The organism is Wolbachia pipientis (assembly GCF_001752665.1).
GTDB lineage: Bacteria > Pseudomonadota > Alphaproteobacteria > Rickettsiales > Anaplasmataceae > Wolbachia > Wolbachia pipientis_A.
This window is the reverse complement of sequence record NZ_MJMG01000012.1, coordinates 1-16805: the sequence shown is the minus strand read 5'-3', so window position 1 is coordinate 16805 and position 16805 is coordinate 1. Positions and strand designations below refer to the sequence as shown.

Sequence of the window (16805 nt, the reverse complement as noted above, 5' to 3'; positions counted from 1 at the left end):
TCTTTGGGCTAATTTTTCCTTATTATCTTCAAATATTGTAAAAATAAATTTTTGTTGACAAAAATTTATACCATGAGCCTTTTCCGACTCTATTATTTCTATTATTCCATATTTTTGTATGAGTTCATTATCTTCGCTGGCTTGTAGTATATTAATCTGTTGCTTAAAATCTTGTATGGCTTTGTTATTACTGGTAAATATTATTACTTCTGTAATAATCATTTCAGAATCAAGCTGTAGACATTTATTGATGTTTCCTAAAGGGATTTCCTTATATTCTTTAATACTAAATATAGAACCAAATCTTCTCTTTTCATTAAATATTGTTTGGAATGTATTAAATCCAAAAGCTATTTGAAGATCTTTGACAGATTGAGAAAGATCTGTTTCAGATATTGGATACTCCTTACGTGTGAATGTAATTATATAGTAAAGAAATTCCATCATTTCAGAATATATTGTCCCCTGGTGGGATCTGAATCCAAGTTTTTTAGCTCCAAATGGCTGCAGATCTATATGCATCAAATTAGTTATTGCTTCCAAATCTTTATGCTTTCTTTGTAAGAACGATGCATGTTTATCTTTTATATGATGCAAAAACAATGAACTGCCAATACGTTCGTCACAGTTATTAAATAATATTACTATATATAACTCATTAATGTACTGTAATTTGTTACCAGTCAATCTGTGAAGCCGTGCTAAATGCAACCGATCAGAAAAGTCTTTCGTTTCATGCCACTGTAAGCTAATTTTATGTTTTTTTCTAACAGTATGAATCCAGACAGTACAGTACTGTGTATCAATATTCCTCGCTATACTTTTCCTAATTTCAGTTCTCAAGTCACTATAGTTGTTTGGGGAAACATAATCCTCCAACTTAATAATTTTTAATAGCTCTCCTTGTTTTGTTAATACAGTTTCTTCATCATAGTGACACGCGTAAGGAATAAAATCTAGATCAATTTTTTCTATTGATGCTGATTTGCCTTGTCCTTGCAGCACTTGTTGTTGCATATAAGCACTTAAGCGTTATTTCGGCGTATTATTACTTTTTACCATTTTCTCCTTTATTTCCTCTTGCTTTGTCCCCTCTTTTTTTGTTCCCTCTTTTCCTCCTTGATCTATAATATCTGTTATTACAGTCTTCCTCAAATCTATGCTGTTCATTACTGAGTTAATTTTTTCTCTTACACAATCTATAATCTCCTGAGGGCTATCGAACAATATAAACAACATGCAAAGCACCACCATTAAAACAATAAAACTTCTGAACATTACAATAAACAAGATTAATGCAATAAGTGCGCATAACATTACGGTAGGATTCATGTCCTTTATATTATTTTTCATTGATACAAGGATTTCGATAATAACACCTCTACCTTCTTGAGATGCCTGAGCAACATGAGGCACAAAAGCAAAAGTCACAAGAAACACAGTAACTAAAATCTTATTTAACCAAACAGACATCAGCCCCATCCTTTATTTTAATACCATGACTGAATTATAGCAGTTTTTATAATAACATACAACATTAAGCTATTTAAAAGAACATATATTATTTACCATTTATTTACCTCTCAATTTAACCACAGTAAGAGATTGATGACCATTACGATATATAAGCAACAGAATTGAAGTATCATTTTTCTTTATAGCTATATCAATTTGTTTGTTAAAGTCTTTGGTACTAGTAGTATCAGCACCATTTACTTGCATAATGATATCTCCCTTCCTGACATGAGACGCAGCATGACTATTATAATCAACATCAACAACCACAACACCTTTTTTAGTGATATTTTCTCTTGATAAATCTGAAACAGTGAATCCAGTAATGTAACCAGTGTTTGATTTATCTTCTTTTTTATAATCATTACCATAATCACGATGATCCACACGTTCTTTGATTATAGCTTCCACATTAATCTCTTTACCCTTCCTAAGTAATTTTATTTTTACTTTGCTTTTAGGTTCAGTCATTAAAACCATTTGAACTAATTGTGTAGTCCTGCTAACTTCTTTACCATTAAATTCTAGCAAGATATCATACAGTTTAATTCCAGCTTTATCTGCAGGACTATCCTTTACTATATCTGAAACTATTACACCTTTGATATTTTTTATACCTAAAGTCTCAGCCATTTCTCTAGTTAAAGGCTGTATTGTTACACCAAGAAAACCATGTTTTAACTCTTCACCACGTTTTAATACATCGACAACAGGAATAGCGGAGTTAGATGGAATAGCAAAACCTATTCCTATATTACCTTTCGCATTCGGAGAATAAATAGCAGTGTTAATACCTACAACTTGTCCGTTCAAGTTAAATAATGGTCCTCCAGAATTTCCCATATTAATTGCAGCATCAGTTTGGATAAACTCATTAACATTAGCATTACCAGGAATATTTGCATTACGAAACTTTGCAGAGATAATACCAGCACTAACAGAACCACCTAATCCAAATGGATTACCTACTGCTATTACTGAATCACCAACTCTCACTTTATCAGAATCACCAAAATCTACATAAGGTAGAGGCTTATCAGCATTGATCTTCAGTACAGCAAGATCAGCGTGAGCATCATAACCTAAAACCTCTGCTTTAAAATCAGTAGTATCATTCATGGTAACTGTTATCTCTTTAGCGTTTTGGATCACATGATAATTAGTCACTATAATTCCACCTTGATCAACGATAAATCCAGAACCTAGGAATATAGCATGACGAGGAGTTTTATCATCCATAAAAAACTTATCAAACTGATCAAAAAACCTCCTAAAATCATCAAAAAAATCATCTCTAGGAAAAATTTTAATAGTCCTATCATTATTTTCTGATTTTATAATTTGCTCACTGGAAATACTTACAACTGCTGGTATGACCTTTTCTATAAGGTCAGCACGTTCCAGAGCATGTAAAGACAATGAAACTAAAAAGTATACCAATATAGATAAAATTTTATTTTTCATACTATTTCCATCCTTTATTGAAAATATCTAGAAACCGATTATTTGGTGAGAGCACAAACTTAGTATTACCCTTTGCAAAAGACTTGCTATATGCTCTAATAGAACGATAAAAGTTAAAGAACTCTTCGTCAACCTTAAATGCATTATTATAAATTCTAGTAGCTTCTGCATAACCTGCTCCTCTGATTTCATGTGATTCTTTTAATGCATTAGATATGAGATCCCTTTTTAATTTATCAGCCTTTGCACGAATCTCTTGTCCAGCTTGCTCTCCTTCTGCTCTAATCTCTTTAGCTTCCTTTTCTCTTTCAGTTTGCATACGTCGAAATATTGCAGCACTATTTTCTTCTGGCAAGTCTGCTCTTTTAATTCTGACATCCATTACTTCTACACCAAATTTTTTGGCTTCAGAATAAACTCCATTTTGAATTAACTTCATAACCTCAGATCTTTTTTCATTCAATAGACTAATCAATGAAAACCTACCTATATTTTCTCTTATATGTGATTCTACAATTGGATATACCCTTCTATGTAATCCATTTTCATTCTGAACAGTTTGATAGAAAACAACCGGTTCTACTATCTTACACTTTATATAGGCATCTACAATAATACGTTTCTGATCCGCAGTAATTACCTCCCTCTGTGTATCATCACGACCTAAGTGTAATACTCTTTTATCAAAAAACACTACTCTATGAATCAATGGCAATTTAAAATATAACCCACCTTCTTTCACTTCTCTTATAACTTTACCTAATTGAATCACTATTGCTTGATTTGTTTCATAAACAATAAACATTGAGTCATATAACAAAATGCACAATATCACACCTACAATTTTAATAACGTAACGCATAATTATTTTCCTAAATTTGTTAGAGGTAAATAAGAAAACAGGCCTTTAATATCATCAGTCACGACAACTTTATCTACCTTCTGTAAAATATCCTCCATAGTTTCAAGATAAATCCTATTTTTCACAATAGAAGGATTATGCTTATATTCCTCATAAAGCAAGGCAAAACGTGCTGTATCCCCTTTTGCATCATTAATTATTTCATTTTTATATGCTTCTGCATCCAGCTTAATTCGTATTGCCTCACCTTTTGCTCTAGGTATAATATCATTACTATGAGAATACGCTTCATTTATAGTACGCTCCTTATCTGCACGAGCACTTTGCACATCTCTAAACGCACTGATTACTTTCTCTGGTGGATCAATTTTCTTCATTTGAATAGATAAGATTTCTATACCATTTCGATAATCATTAAGGATCTTTTGTAAAAGTACTTTGGCATCACGAGCAATTTCTGCCCTACCTTGGCCTTCTAATGCAAAAGATATGGTATTTTTACCTATTATTTCCCTCATTGCACTTTCAGCTGCATTCTTAACACTTAAACCAGGCTTGCTATCACACACCATAAATAAATAATCTTTAGGATCTCTTACATGCCACTGAACCTCAAAATTAACATTCACTATATTTTCATCTCCAGTAAGCATCACGCCTCCACCACGGTCTAAACTAGAAGCATAAATTCCTATCTCTTCACGATTTACCTCTTTAACATTAACCTTAAAAACTTTACCTATAGGATATGGAAAATGGTAACGCAGACCTGGCGCAGTAGTATTAGTGTACTTACCAAAGGTAAGCTCTACGCTCTCTTCACTTGGATGCACAATATAGAATCCAGTACACGCATACATAAATAGGAGCATAGCAATAACAAAATAAGGTTTTTTACCCATATTCTTAGTCAAGCATGTAAAGAAATACCGTACATCAGATAGTGCCTTATTTAAAAGGTCTTCAGCATCATTAGGCCTTTTTGGTTTTTGACCAAAATTCCACGGATTATTTTCATTAAACATACGTAGCATACAATTTATTGTTCATAATATTACTGCGTGAACAAAAAATGTAAACATAAATTTCTATTGAGAAATAAAAATATGATTATGTATTGCTTGATAACATGTTAGATCTCATTTGTACTTTTATCTTAAATTTATCATCTTTAACGTACATAATCATAATATTTTCGCTAAAATCAGATTCACCAACAAATCATTATATTTTCACTGGAATCAGATTGTGCTAATAATACAATTATTAACAGAACAAGTATTTTCGCATCAAAAATACGTCAAGTAAAATTTACTATGGATATAACTTAATATCACAACCAGTTTAATCAAAATTTAAGAATTCAAAAGATATAATCAAAATATATTATTAATATTGAGGTTAAAAATGACAAGATATAACAAACTACGTCGTTCAGAAAGTAACAGTAATTTGCATCTTAAGAATGACACTATAAAAACGTCTTTTGAAAAGAAAAGAAGTTTCAGTACGAATGACTTAAACAAATCAAACGAGCCAGATTTGATATTTAAAACAATTAAAAAGCTCTCTCAAAAATTAAAAAAACAAGATGCTCAATTGGAACAAATTGCACATCACATGAGTAAACAGACTAAACAAATTAAGCATGCAAATTACCAAGCTAATCTTTCATCAGCTGCATTAGTTGCAGGAGCAGCAGCATATATTATAGCAAACAATTGGGCAGCTATCACTAACATATTTACAAGTATAGGTACAACACTTATGCCAGTATTACCAACAATTGGTATTGGAACGGGAGTAGTAATAGGGGTAATAGCAGCACTTGGTGTAATTGGGTTCTGTGCATATAAAGCATATCAACATAGAGCAGAAATAAAGGAGGCTGCCGGCAAAGCTGTTGAAAAAGTAAAAAACGGTGTTGAATATACTGCAGGTAAAATTAAAGATGGTGCTCGTTTTGCAGGTATTAGATTAAAGCATGCAAAAAATGATGTGTTAACAAAAGTAGCAGATACTGCGCATAAACTTTCTGATCAAAAAGATTTTTTAGATCAAAGATTAAGTGAAAGTGAACGAGAGAAAAGTAATATTAGTAAAATTAAAGAAAAATTTGAAGAAATTTTTAATAACGACAAACCAAATAGCAAGAAGCTTGTTCAAGATATATTGTCTAAAATAAAAGAAAAGTTAGATGATAGCATTAGCGAAATATCTAAAACTGTAGAGGATATAAAAAAAATGGATAAAGATGATCCCAACTATAAACAGAAGTCTAACAATGGAAAAGAGTTATTAGTTTATATAAAAAGTCTGCAATCTAAAAAAGACTTTATTAACAGTCTTAACCCACATAATTTAAAAGACTACTTGACAACCACAGCCCCTAGTACATTGGAAAATCGCAGCTCTTTATATAGTATTTTTGTTGATCATTGTGACCTCGTTAAACAAGCAATAGAGGAATGCAAAAGTGAAAATTACTTTAAAGAATCACATTACTTTAAAGATGCAGTTAGGATGTTCGAACAAAAAACTGAAGAAGTAAATCCATTTGCTCATAAAATAAAGAACAAATTATCAAAATTACTTCCTCATTCTGCTAAAAATCAATCTAAATTAGCAAAAGAGTCAACTCAGCACGATGATAGGGCAAGTGTCAAATCATCAATATCAGAGCCTGAAAAGCAACCATACGATGGTATCAATGCAAAATCTTTATTAGATGAACTAAATAAAGATTTTGCAGCTATTGAGCGTGAAAAAAAAGGTAGTGATAGTAGCAAAAGTTTAGGATCTGATGGAATGCAAGATACTGCATCTGTGTCTAGCCTAGATAGTAGAAGAAGTACAGGAATGCAACCTACTTTATCTACATCTACCCTAGCTAGCGACCAATCATCAACCTCAAAGCCTGAAGATCTACCACAGGATGTGCGTTCACAAATGTTACGAAATTTTAATGGTGAAATGGATCTCCTTAATGATCTTGCGCCTTTATCAACTCTGCAACACCCAAAAGTAGAGCTTACTATAGAGCAAGGTAGACAAGTATAAATCTCAAGTAGGAGTGTTAATAACACTCCTACTTTTTTGCGCTATATCTTCTTCAAAATTCATATCACAAATACCATTATTACAACAATTAACAGAACAAGTATTTTCATTTTCATATCAAAAGTACGTCAAGTAAAATTTGCTGTAGACATAGTTAATATTACAACCAATTTAATAAAAATTTAATAATTTAGAAGATATAATTAAAATATGTTATTAATATCGAGGTTAAAAATGACAAGACATAATAAACCACGTCGTTCAAAGAGTAGCAGTAATTTGCATCCTGGGATGTTTGAAACAATTAGCAAGCTCTCTCAACAATTAGAAAAACAAGATACTCAATTGAAACAAATGAAAAGAATGGGTTTCGGACTTTTATCAGCTGGAGCTGTAACTGTAGCCGCGGCGTGCACATTATGTGTAGCAGTAGCAACACATCTTATAGAACCCAATCGCGCAGTTATCTCTGGCTTTTATATGGGTATAGGTATAACAGCTGTGGTAGGAGCAGTAGTAGGAATAACAGCAATACTTGGTATAATTGGGTTCTGTGCATATCAAGCATATCAACATAGAGCAGAAATAGAACAGGCTGTCGGCAAAGCTGTTGAAAAAGTAAAAGACGGTGTTGAATATACTAAGGACAAGTTATCAAAATTACTTCCTCATTCTGCTAAAAATCAATCTCAACCAGTAGCAGAGTCAACTCAGCACGATGATGGGGCAAGTGTCAAATCATCAACCTCGGAGCTTGAAAATCAATCATATGTTGAAATTAAGCCACAATCTTCACACGTTGAAATAACTGTGGCAGAGGCAGCTGAGCATGAAAAAAAAGGTAATGATAGTCGAAGAAGTTTAGGATCTGATAGAATACAAGATACTATATCTGTGTCTAGCCTAGATAATGGGAGAAGTCCAAGAATACAACGTACTCCATCTACATCTACCATAGATAGCTACTACCATGATGCTATAGGTAACGATGCTCAAGAGAGCAGAGATATCTCCGCTCATCAACTTACCCCTTCATTAGCTCTGCAACACCCAAAAGTAGAGCCTACTGAACCAAGTAGCCAAGTAGATAGTATAAATTTCAGGTGGGAGTGTGATTCACATTCCTACTTTTTTGCACTGTATCTTCTTCAAAATTCATATAACAAATACCATAAAACAGCACTATACTGATTATTTTTAGTTCTAGATTTTTTGCGAAACAGAAAATTATTGCAAAAGCGAAAAAATGTGTCTTTTTGATAAAATCTTTCTTGTTTTGTAGCCCTTTCCTCAATAGCCCGAAGATAATAAAATGTGAATTTAGGAGGGTTAGATGCTAGCAGCATATAGTAAGGAAGAAGGCAACGGAAGCTTTATATGAAGGAGAAAGTAGAGAGATGGTAGAACAAGAAATTGAAGTTTAAAATAGGAAAAACTACTTTTTGATCTATTCGAACTATTATGAAATGTGCGATCATGTATAAGTGTTACATAAAAACAGAAGATTGGAAAATAATCTATGAGTTTTTGAAAATTATCAAAAATATTCTGGTAAAGAAAGAAAATAAAAAAGATCAATTACACTCATACTTGTATTTGCAGTACCAAAACTATCCGCCACGTGCTGCGCGTTTGCGTGCATTTGGATCTAGAAATTTCTTACGTAGTCGAATAGACTTAGGTGTGACTTCTACTAATTCATCATCATTGATATAAGCTATCATTTCTTCAAGAGTCATAACTTTTGGTGGAGTAAGCTTTATAGCCTCATCGCTACCAGAAGCCCTAACATTAGTTAATTGTTTGCCTTTTAATACATTTACTTCTAAATCATTATCACGACTATGCTGACCTACAACCATTCCAGAATATACTTTATCTTGAGGCTTAACAAACATGATTCCTCTATCTTGTAAATTAAAGAGTGCATATGCCACAGCCTCCCCTTTGTCTGTAGCAATTAAAACTCCATTTCGTCTACCAGAGATTGGACCTTTATATGGAGCATAACTATGGAATAACCGATTTATTATGCCAGTACCTCGAGAGTCGGTTAAGAACTCTCCTTGATAACCAATCAATCCTCTTGACGGTACTAAAAATATTAATCTTGTTCTACCATTTCCTGAAGGTCTCATATCTACCATGTCTCCTTTACGGAAGCTTAACTTCTCCATGATGATCCCACTATATTCATCATCTATATCAATTACTACTTCTTCTATAGGTTCTAGCTTCTTGCCATTTTCTTCCTTAAATAATACACGAGGACGTGAAACAGAAAGCTCAAAGCCTTCCCTTCTCATATTCTCAATGAGCACTCCAAGTTGCAACTCACCACGTCCACCCACTTCAAATGCTTCACTACTCGATATAACAGCAACTGTAATTGCAACGTTAGTTTCAGCTTCTGCATATAAACGATCCCTAATAATAGTAGATGTGATCCTTGTACCTTCTTGTCCAGCAAAAGGCGAGTCATTTACACTGATAGTAATAGTGTCTGAAACTGAAGCTTTTTCCAGCCCTGCAATTGCAACTATATCTCCTGCTACAGCTTGCTCTACTGGTATACGTTTTAAACCAGAAAATGACAACAATTTCGTTAATCTTCCACGCTCAATAGTAGTACCATCTAAATTTAGCACTTTAAGATCTGAGTTAACCTTGGTAATCCCCTGGTAAATTTTTCCTATTAATACCCTACCAAGAAATTTATCAGACTCAAGCAATGTGACAAGCATAGCAAACGATGTATTATAATCATAGTTACCAGATTTTACATAATTTATAATTGTTAAAAACAGAGGTGTTAGATCTTTCCTCTCATCAGAAAGCTGATTTACACACCATCCATTTCTTCCAGAAGCGTATAGCACAGGAAAATCCAATTGTTCATTTGTTGCATCTAAATTGAGAAATAATTCATATATGTCATCCAATACTTCATCTATTCTGCTATCAGCACGGTCAACCTTATTGATTATTACAATTGGATTTAATTGTGCTTGTAATGCTTTTGACAGAACAAATTTGGTTTGAGGCATTGGACCCTCTGCAGCATCAACCAGGAGTAATACCCCATCTGCCATACATAATACTCTTTCTACTTCCCCGCCAAAATCAGCATGGCCTGGGGTATCAATAATATTAATCTTTTCTTGATTCCACAGCACTGATGTGCATTTTGCAAGTATTGTGATACCACGCTCACGTTCTTGATCCCCACTATCCATAACACGTTCTTGAATTTCCTGGTTTTCTCGAAACGTACCACTCTGTTTTAACATATTATCAAGCAAAGTTGTTTTACCGTGATCAACGTGTGCAATAATTGCAATATTACGGATTGTAGGTGTTGCAGATTCTAAAGTTGCCATGGGCTTAAAATATATATCACTTGTCATAGATTAAAAATATATACTATAGGCTTGATTTTATAAAGAATTTTACAATGAGTCCAGTTGTAAATTTTATATAATAGTATTACAATAAATACAGGTTAGCTAACATAATGATGTTTTTTGAAAAGGTTATTTTATGTGGAATAGTATTACTTATCCTAATAAAGGTATTTTTTTCCTTAAAACAGATATGTTTTAAAAAAATTGTTGAGGCAGAACATAAGAAAGATGATGAGCTGTATAAGAAAAAGAAAGAGAAAAAAGATCTAGAAAAACGCCAAGAATTGTTACGTACAAACCAACTGCAAGTCTACAAAGAAAATGTCGACATAGTTGAAATTATGAAACCTGTTGGTAAATGGACTCAAATGGTTATGCATAATGGAGGCATTTTATTACGTTTAGCACAATTAATAAAAAGTGAAGGTAGAGAAAAGGGATTTTGGGAGTTATTTGTTAAAGCACAAGCTTCAACACAAGGTAAATATAAAGGAAAAGGTAGGTAATCTATATGCTTGAATGCAAAAACTTATCTTGTACACGCAATGATAAAACATTATTTACAGATTTTAGCTTTACAGCTAAGCCAAAATCAAAGATTTCAATCATTGGACCGAATGGTAGTGGCAAAACCAGCTTAATGAGAATCTTATCCGGATTATTACCACCTACATCAGGTAATATAACATATTGCGATAACGATATATATGATAACCTGCAACCATACAAATCTTCCATGGTATATATAGGTCATAAAAATGCGTTTAATAACAATCTAACAGTTATAGAAAATATAAAATTTTGGGCAGAAATACGCAATACGCACGAACTGATTTTAGCTACAATACATTGTTTACAATTACAACCCATATTAAATATAAAATACGCTGCGCTATCTGCAGGATGGAAAAGAAGAGCTGCACTTTCTCGTCTTTTAGTTTCTAATGCGACTATCTGGCTGATAGATGAGCCATTTTGCAATCTCGATATTACAGCATATCACTTAGTACTTAATATCATCTCAATACGTGCAGAACAGAATGGGATTACAATAATTACAGGCCATAGTACTATAGAAGGTTTTAGTTCTATTAACCTTTAAAATACACTAGATCTCTTTTGCGAAATTAATGCTCAGAAGATTTTTTTAGCTCCACAAAACTGTTAAATTGGATAGCTTTTGAAGCAAGAAATTTATCAAAAAGACACATTTTTTCGCTTTTGCAATAATTTTATGTTTTGCAAAAGGTCTAATGTTGATGGTAATTATCGATATCCTAAAATAATTATTTACTCTCTAACCATCCATAATTAGAATTAAAGGTTAAAATAAATAATAGTAGGCAATTTATGGGGTTAGACTGGATACCAATGAGAAAACCTAAACCAAGTTTTGAAGATCGGTTTAAACAGATTTTCGTATTACTTGAGGGAGATGCAGAGGAAAATGAGCATGAACTGCTTCAAAGAATGCACAAACGCAGGCAAAGAGCGCAAGCACTTGTGCGTGAAGTTATTCGAGAATTGGAGGAACACTGTGAGGAACACTGTATAGTAGAAAGTAATGTAACATATTCTGAAACATATCATGGAGGTGAGTATGGAGAAGACACTGGTAAGATAATAAGATTAGAAGATGGGCCTGAATATGAAAGCCCTGGGATTGAGATAATGAGGTTCGGGCATGAGCATGAACATCTTCAAGAAAATGAGCGTGAGCTTCTGCTTCAAGAATTGGAGGAAATATCAGAGAACCACCATGAAGCAATAAAAGCGCCAGTGATTGGTAGAGATACTATTACTAATAATTATATAAAGGAAATATATCAAGAAACTGACAAAACAATTTCTGAAGAAGAATTTATGAATAAGTATGAAGGATGTCATGTACTTGAATTAGTAAAAGAATCAGCAGGGATCCCACTTTACCTTGCTACAGTAGGAGGTCCAACCGCGTTTCGTGGGGAGTTTTTGGAATGCTGTGAAGACTTGATTGGAAATGATTTGCTTTGTTTAGCTTGGAAAAGTAAACTTGCAGATAAGGCATTGGATTATGTACAACAACTTATGGCAATTGCTGACGAAGTTGCTTCTGCAACTAATATGTTATATTTAAAAAAACAAGATTTCATTCCAAGTAATCCAGACAGAAACCACGTCAGTTTAGCACAAAAGATTCACATTCTTTATGCAGCAGCAAAATGGCTTATTTTTTATGGTAAAAACGGACATGGATTTTTTGCTGATTATTAATGTATAACCCAATTAGTGATAGTTGGAGTTTACATGTTTAACTACTTGATAAACAACATATAACAGGTGCATGATCAGATGGATTTTCTAGCTTACGTAGCTTTTCATAAGTGTAACATGCCTCTAACTTATCTACTGCTTGTGGAGATAATAAGATATGATCTATCCTCATACCATGGTTGTTTCTGACAGAATTACCCTGATAATGCCACCAGCTAAATTGTTGTAAATCTGGATGAGATATTCTAAATGCATCAGTAAATCCAAAATTGAAAATAGTTCTTAATTTCTCACGCTCGTTTATATGAAAACAAACTTGATCATGAAGTAAATGAGGATCAAAAACATCAATATCATCTGGTGCAATGTTATAATCTCCAGCCACAATAGTAATCTCTTCGTTTTTTAGCAATTGTATCATCCTTTCAGAAAGTTTATTAAGAAACCTTAATTTATACTCAAACTCATTATTACCATTTGGTACATACACACTCGCAAGTCTAATATTGTAATCATCATATTTTACTACACATTCTACATAACGTGCATCATGATAACCTTCTACAAGATTAATTCTCAATTTTTCCAATATAGGATATTTAGACAAAATACAGACACCATTTCTAGTAGTTTGTCCATAAATAGCATATTCATATTTTAATTCCTGAACTTCTAAATAAGGAAACTGCTCTTCAGTACATTTTATTTCCTGTAATAAAACTATATCTATTTGATTGTCAATAATAAAGCTACAGAGCTGACTTATCCTTTTACGTATAGAATTTACATTCCAGCTAGCAATTTTTAACATTAGTAGCCTTTATTGATGATATCAATTAAACTCTCTTTAGTTGGTAGTCTAGATATCAAAATTCTTTTCCACTTAATTGCTTTTAAACTATCAGCAATGTTTTTACTCATAGCATATGCTACCATATCAGCCATTATATCAGATAATTGATTCTTTAAAATTAATGAGCAGAATACTATGGCTGTATGTACAGATAAAAAAATTATATCGTTAACTTTACCAGTTAATAATAAGTTTTTAACTCTATGCGATAGATTTTTTTTAGCGATCATTTTATAAAGTATAACTTCTTTTATATTAAAACCTGCATCAGATAATTTTTTTTTTAGATCACATGATATCTCTTGCCCCCTTATATATAAAAATTTTACTTCACGTGAATAAAGACTTTTAATGAGCAAGATAAGACTATCAACATTACCGTCTGCTGATATCACGTCAGCAAAGCCAAAATCTTTTGCTGTTTGCATCGTTGAATTACCTACTGTAACAATTGACAAATCATCTACCTTATGTATATGGCTAAAAGCTCTCACACTATTTTTGCTTGTAGATATTACAACATCAAACTCATATTCTGAGATATTAGGATGTAAATATTTTAATGTCAAAATTGGATCAATATATACCTTATATCCACACTTTTTTAGCGCATACCGTGTATCTAATGAATCTAATAAAGGCCTCGTAAGTAAAATAGATTTCATTATTGTCCAACATCACTCCATGCTATTATATAAACTTTTTTAAAATAACAAGATGACTCTAGCTTTCTAATAAATTTTTAATTTCATCAACAGTCAGGCCTGTACTTTAATAGATGCTTAAAATTTAGAAAGAGCTATAGGGAAATATTAATGCTAAACATATATTTTAAATAGCATCAAGCTTGTACTGAACAACCTTAGGTATATAATTTCAGCTTTTAAAGTTTCTGTTGTACACAACAGAGAAATTGCTACAATAACTCTGATAAATGGTGTATAGGTTCATGCAGAATGATATCAAAAAAAAAGAGCAAGAATTAGAGGAAGGCAAAGGAATATTAAACTGGATAGAATATAGATTACCAATCTTTTCCTTTTTAAAACATCTAGCTTCTTATCAAGTACCAAAAAATTTAAATTATGCATGGAACTTTGGTTCTTTAGCAGGTATTGCTCTACTCTTACAAATAATTACTGGTATATTTCTTGCTATGCATTACACTCCCCATGTTGATTATGCATTCAACAGTGTAGAACACATAATGCGTGATGTTAATTACGGATGGTTAATACGTTATACTCATGCTGTTGGAGCATCACTTTTTTTCATTGTGGTATATGCACATATCATGCGTGGGCTCTATTATGGATCATATAAAAAACCTAGAGAAATGGTATGGTTCATTGGAATATTCATATTTTTTGCAATGATGGCTACTGCTTTCATGGGTTATGTACTGCCTTGGGGACAAATGAGCTTCTGGGGTGCAACAGTAATCACTAATCTCTTTTCTGCAATACCGGTAATAGGTGATAAAATAGTTATCTGGTTATTGGGAGGTTTCTCTGTTGATAATCCGACATTAAATCGTTTTTTTGCATTACATTATTTATTACCATTTATTATTGTTGCTTTAGCGATGTTACATATTATGGCTTTACATAGATTTGGATCTGGAAATCCAAGTGGAGTAGAAGTAAAATCAAGCAAAGATACCATTCCTATTTACCCTTACTATATCGCTAAAGATTGTATAACTTTTGGTTTATTTTTTATAGTCTTGTTTGCTTTCGTTTTTTACGCACCTAATTATCTTGGGCATCCAGATAATTATATAGAAGCTGATCCTATGGTTACTCCACCACATATAGTACCAGAATGGTATTTTCTACCTTTTTACGCAATGCTGCGTTCAATTCCTAATAAGCTTGCTGGAGTAGTAGCAATGTTTGCCTCTATTATAGTTTGGTTTCTTCTACCTTGGCTCGATACATCTAAAGTTAAGAGTGGTGCTTACCGTCCAGTATTTAAAATATTCTTCTGGATCTTTGTGATAAACTTCTTGCTGCTAAGCTGGTTGGGCGGACAAGAAGTAAAAGAACCATATATCACATTAAGCAGGTTATCAACGCTTTACTATTTTACATATTTTTTTATTGTTCTACCACTTCTAGGTAAATACGAAAAACCAAGAGCGTTACCAAAAACTTTAAGCGATTCTACATTGGAGATAGAATAATGCTTATTAGAATTATATCCTTTATACTACTATTAACTCATACTGCATTTGCAGAAGAATTTAAGCCATTACCAAATAAAAAAATAGACTGGAATTTTGAAGGAATAATGGGGTACTTTAACAGAGAATCAATACAACGTGGCTATAAGGTATATAAAGAAGTTTGTGCTGCATGTCATTCAATGAAAAGAGTATCTTTTCGTAATTTAGTGGATATTGGTTTTTCTGAAGATGAAGTAAAACAAATCGCAGCTTCTTACCAAGTCACAGATGGTCCAAATGATTTAGGAGAAATGTTTGAAAGAAATGGTACACCTTCAGATTATTTTGTACCTCCATTTAATAATAAAGAGGCAGCCGCATCTGCAAATAATGGTGTGGTACCACCGGATCTATCATTAATTATTAAAGCAAGACATGATGGCGCAAATTATGTCTATTCATTACTTACTGGTTATAAAAATGGTGAACAAAGTGAAGATGGCCTATATAGTAATCCATACTTTCCTGCAGGTAAATTGGCTATGGCAGCACCGTTATCTGATGGGTTAGTACAATATGATAATGATAAGCAGTCCACAGTAGAAAACATGGCATATGATGTGGTAAATTTTTTACAATGGGCATCAGAACCTGAACTTGAAAGTAGACACAAACTAGGACTAAAAGTAATTGCTTATTTTATAGTTCTAACAGTATTATTTATATTAACTAATAATAAGTTATGGAGAAACCTTTATCAGAAAAAGCATTAAACTGTCTCAATCACAACAAAAGCTGTAGCATACTCTTTATCATCACTAATTGAGAGATGAGTTACGTTATTTTCACAAATAAAATCTTTGCTAGTCAGAATATATGGTTTACCGTTGGCATCATTATGTATTTCTATATCTTTCATCTTGATACCATTATTAAAACCAGTACCCAACGCTTTAACAAAAGCTTCTTTTGCAGCAAACCGTGTAGAAAAATATTTCGCCTGAATTTCGGAATTATCATACCTGTGACCTATGTCTATTTCTTTTTGAGAATACACTCTATACAAAAACCTCCATCCATGTTTCTGCATTACTTTTAGTATTCGAGGTATATATACTATATCTATGCCAATACCTCGTATCACTTTATTTAAAGAAGTTTATTACTTTTTCAATCTGCATTTCCTGTATCTTACCAGTTGCTCTATTTTTCACTTCAACTAAATTT

The 16805-nt window shown here is 32.6% G+C and carries 16 protein-coding genes; 7 read left to right on the top strand and 9 right to left on the bottom strand.

Going from position 1 to position 16805, the window contains the following annotated elements:
• The 5 genes from BIY23_RS05595 to hflK all read right to left on the bottom strand — a co-directional run.
• Positions 1 to 1017: VirB4 family type IV secretion/conjugal transfer ATPase (locus tag BIY23_RS05595; RefSeq protein WP_458772614.1), on the bottom strand; the 1017-nt coding region annotated here is incomplete at its 3' end.
• Between the two features lie 15 nt (positions 1018 to 1032).
• Positions 1033 to 1473 carry a hypothetical protein gene (locus tag BIY23_RS04730; protein WP_148115237.1) on the bottom strand — a complete coding sequence of 147 codons (441 nt, stop codon included), beginning with the start codon at positions 1471 to 1473 and terminating at the stop codon, positions 1033 to 1035.
• Between the two features lie 99 nt (positions 1474 to 1572).
• A complete protein-coding gene (locus tag BIY23_RS04725) occupies positions 1573 to 2979 on the bottom strand; it encodes a Do family serine endopeptidase (protein ID WP_070065375.1) in 1407 nt (468 codons plus the stop codon).
• Between the two features lies 1 nt (position 2980).
• A complete protein-coding gene (gene hflC, locus BIY23_RS04720; protein WP_070065374.1) occupies positions 2981 to 3841 on the bottom strand; it encodes a protease modulator HflC in 861 nt (286 codons plus the stop codon).
• Between the two features lie 2 nt (positions 3842 to 3843).
• On the bottom strand, positions 3844 to 4866 hold the full coding sequence (gene hflK / locus BIY23_RS04715) for an FtsH protease activity modulator HflK (RefSeq protein WP_070065391.1): 1023 nt from the start codon (positions 4864 to 4866) through the stop codon (positions 3844 to 3846).
• 382 nt (positions 4867 to 5248) lie between these two features.
• On the opposite strand from hflK, the gene BIY23_RS04710 reads away from it, so the two are divergent.
• Positions 5249 to 6901, top strand: coding sequence for an actin-bundling T4SS effector WalE1 family protein (locus BIY23_RS04710; RefSeq protein ID WP_070065373.1), 1653 nt, complete (start codon positions 5249 to 5251; stop codon positions 6899 to 6901).
• 234 nt (positions 6902 to 7135) lie between these two features.
• Positions 7136 to 8092, top strand: coding sequence for a hypothetical protein (locus BIY23_RS04705; RefSeq protein WP_070065372.1), 957 nt, complete (start codon positions 7136 to 7138; stop codon positions 8090 to 8092).
• Between the two features lie 419 nt (positions 8093 to 8511).
• Here the strand turns inward: BIY23_RS04705 and typA are convergent, their stop codons facing one another.
• Complete coding sequence (gene typA, locus BIY23_RS04700; protein ID WP_070065390.1) at positions 8512 to 10281, bottom strand: translational GTPase TypA; 1770 nt, start codon at positions 10279 to 10281, stop codon at positions 8512 to 8514.
• A gap of 134 nt (positions 10282 to 10415) precedes the next feature.
• Here typA and BIY23_RS04695 point away from each other — a divergent pair, with 134 nt between their 5' ends.
• From BIY23_RS04695 to BIY23_RS05035, 3 genes are all read left to right on the top strand, one after another.
• Positions 10416 to 10811 (top strand): hypothetical protein, encoded by a 396-nt coding sequence (locus tag BIY23_RS04695; protein WP_261722533.1) that lies wholly within the window; start codon positions 10416 to 10418, stop codon positions 10809 to 10811.
• 5 nt (positions 10812 to 10816) lie between these two features.
• Positions 10817 to 11407 carry a heme ABC exporter ATP-binding protein CcmA gene (ccmA, locus tag BIY23_RS04690; RefSeq protein WP_070065371.1) on the top strand — a complete coding sequence of 197 codons (591 nt, stop codon included), beginning with the start codon at positions 10817 to 10819 and terminating at the stop codon, positions 11405 to 11407.
• Positions 11408 to 11655: 248 nt separating this feature from the next.
• Positions 11656 to 12558, top strand: coding sequence for a hypothetical protein (locus BIY23_RS05035; protein ID WP_081326575.1), 903 nt, complete (start codon positions 11656 to 11658; stop codon positions 12556 to 12558).
• Between the two features lie 37 nt (positions 12559 to 12595).
• Here the strand turns inward: BIY23_RS05035 and xth are convergent, their stop codons facing one another.
• Together xth and BIY23_RS04675 are read right to left on the bottom strand one after the other, a co-directional pair.
• On the bottom strand, positions 12596 to 13369 hold the full coding sequence (gene xth, locus BIY23_RS04680) for an exodeoxyribonuclease III (RefSeq protein WP_070065370.1): 774 nt from the start codon (positions 13367 to 13369) through the stop codon (positions 12596 to 12598).
• On the bottom strand, positions 13369 to 14076 hold the full coding sequence (locus BIY23_RS04675; RefSeq protein ID WP_070065369.1) for a uroporphyrinogen-III synthase: 708 nt from the start codon (positions 14074 to 14076) through the stop codon (positions 13369 to 13371). The genes xth and BIY23_RS04675 overlap by 1 nt, the downstream gene beginning before the upstream one ends.
• 284 nt (positions 14077 to 14360) lie before the next feature.
• On the opposite strand from BIY23_RS04675, the gene BIY23_RS04670 reads away from it, so the two are divergent.
• Positions 14361 to 15596, top strand: coding sequence for a cytochrome b (locus BIY23_RS04670; RefSeq protein WP_070065368.1), 1236 nt, complete (start codon positions 14361 to 14363; stop codon positions 15594 to 15596).
• Positions 15596 to 16351, top strand: a complete 756-nt coding sequence (locus BIY23_RS04665) for a cytochrome c1 (RefSeq protein WP_070065367.1) — start codon at positions 15596 to 15598, stop codon at positions 16349 to 16351. Before BIY23_RS04670 ends, BIY23_RS04665 begins: the two co-directional genes overlap by 1 nt.
• Here BIY23_RS04665 and BIY23_RS04660 read toward each other — a convergent pair.
• On the bottom strand, positions 16348 to 16722 hold the full coding sequence (locus BIY23_RS04660) for a holo-[acyl-carrier-protein] synthase (protein WP_070065366.1): 375 nt from the start codon (positions 16720 to 16722) through the stop codon (positions 16348 to 16350). The two genes, BIY23_RS04665 and BIY23_RS04660, sit on opposite strands and share 4 nt — an antisense overlap.
• Between the last annotated feature and the right edge of the window lie 83 nt (positions 16723 to 16805).

Excerpts from the sequence above, each read along its gene's own strand:
- hflC (WP_070065374.1), bottom strand. The coding sequence starts at position 3,841 with ATGCGTTACGTTATTAAAATTGTAGGTGTGATATTGTGCATTTTGTTA.
- BIY23_RS04730 (WP_148115237.1), bottom strand. The coding sequence starts at position 1,473 with ATGTCTGTTTGGTTAAATAAGATTTTAGTTACTGTGTTTCTTGTGACT.
- ccmA (WP_070065371.1), top strand. The coding sequence starts at position 10,817 with ATGCTTGAATGCAAAAACTTATCTTGTACACGCAATGATAAAACATTA.
- BIY23_RS04695 (WP_261722533.1), top strand. The coding sequence starts at position 10,416 with ATGATGTTTTTTGAAAAGGTTATTTTATGTGGAATAGTATTACTTATC.
- typA (WP_070065390.1), bottom strand. The coding sequence starts at position 10,281 with ATGGCAACTTTAGAATCTGCAACACCTACAATCCGTAATATTGCAATT.
- BIY23_RS04665 (WP_070065367.1), top strand. The coding sequence starts at position 15,596 with ATGCTTATTAGAATTATATCCTTTATACTACTATTAACTCATACTGCA.
- xth (WP_070065370.1), bottom strand. The coding sequence starts at position 13,369 with ATGTTAAAAATTGCTAGCTGGAATGTAAATTCTATACGTAAAAGGATA.
- BIY23_RS04670 (WP_070065368.1), top strand. The coding sequence starts at position 14,361 with ATGCAGAATGATATCAAAAAAAAAGAGCAAGAATTAGAGGAAGGCAAA.
- BIY23_RS04705 (WP_070065372.1), top strand. The coding sequence starts at position 7,136 with ATGACAAGACATAATAAACCACGTCGTTCAAAGAGTAGCAGTAATTTG.
- BIY23_RS04725 (WP_070065375.1), bottom strand. The coding sequence starts at position 2,979 with ATGAAAAATAAAATTTTATCTATATTGGTATACTTTTTAGTTTCATTG.
- BIY23_RS05035 (WP_081326575.1), top strand. The coding sequence starts at position 11,656 with ATGGGGTTAGACTGGATACCAATGAGAAAACCTAAACCAAGTTTTGAA.
- hflK (WP_070065391.1), bottom strand. The coding sequence starts at position 4,866 with ATGTTTAATGAAAATAATCCGTGGAATTTTGGTCAAAAACCAAAAAGG.
- BIY23_RS04675 (WP_070065369.1), bottom strand. The coding sequence starts at position 14,076 with ATGAAATCTATTTTACTTACGAGGCCTTTATTAGATTCATTAGATACA.
- BIY23_RS04710 (WP_070065373.1), top strand. The coding sequence starts at position 5,249 with ATGACAAGATATAACAAACTACGTCGTTCAGAAAGTAACAGTAATTTG.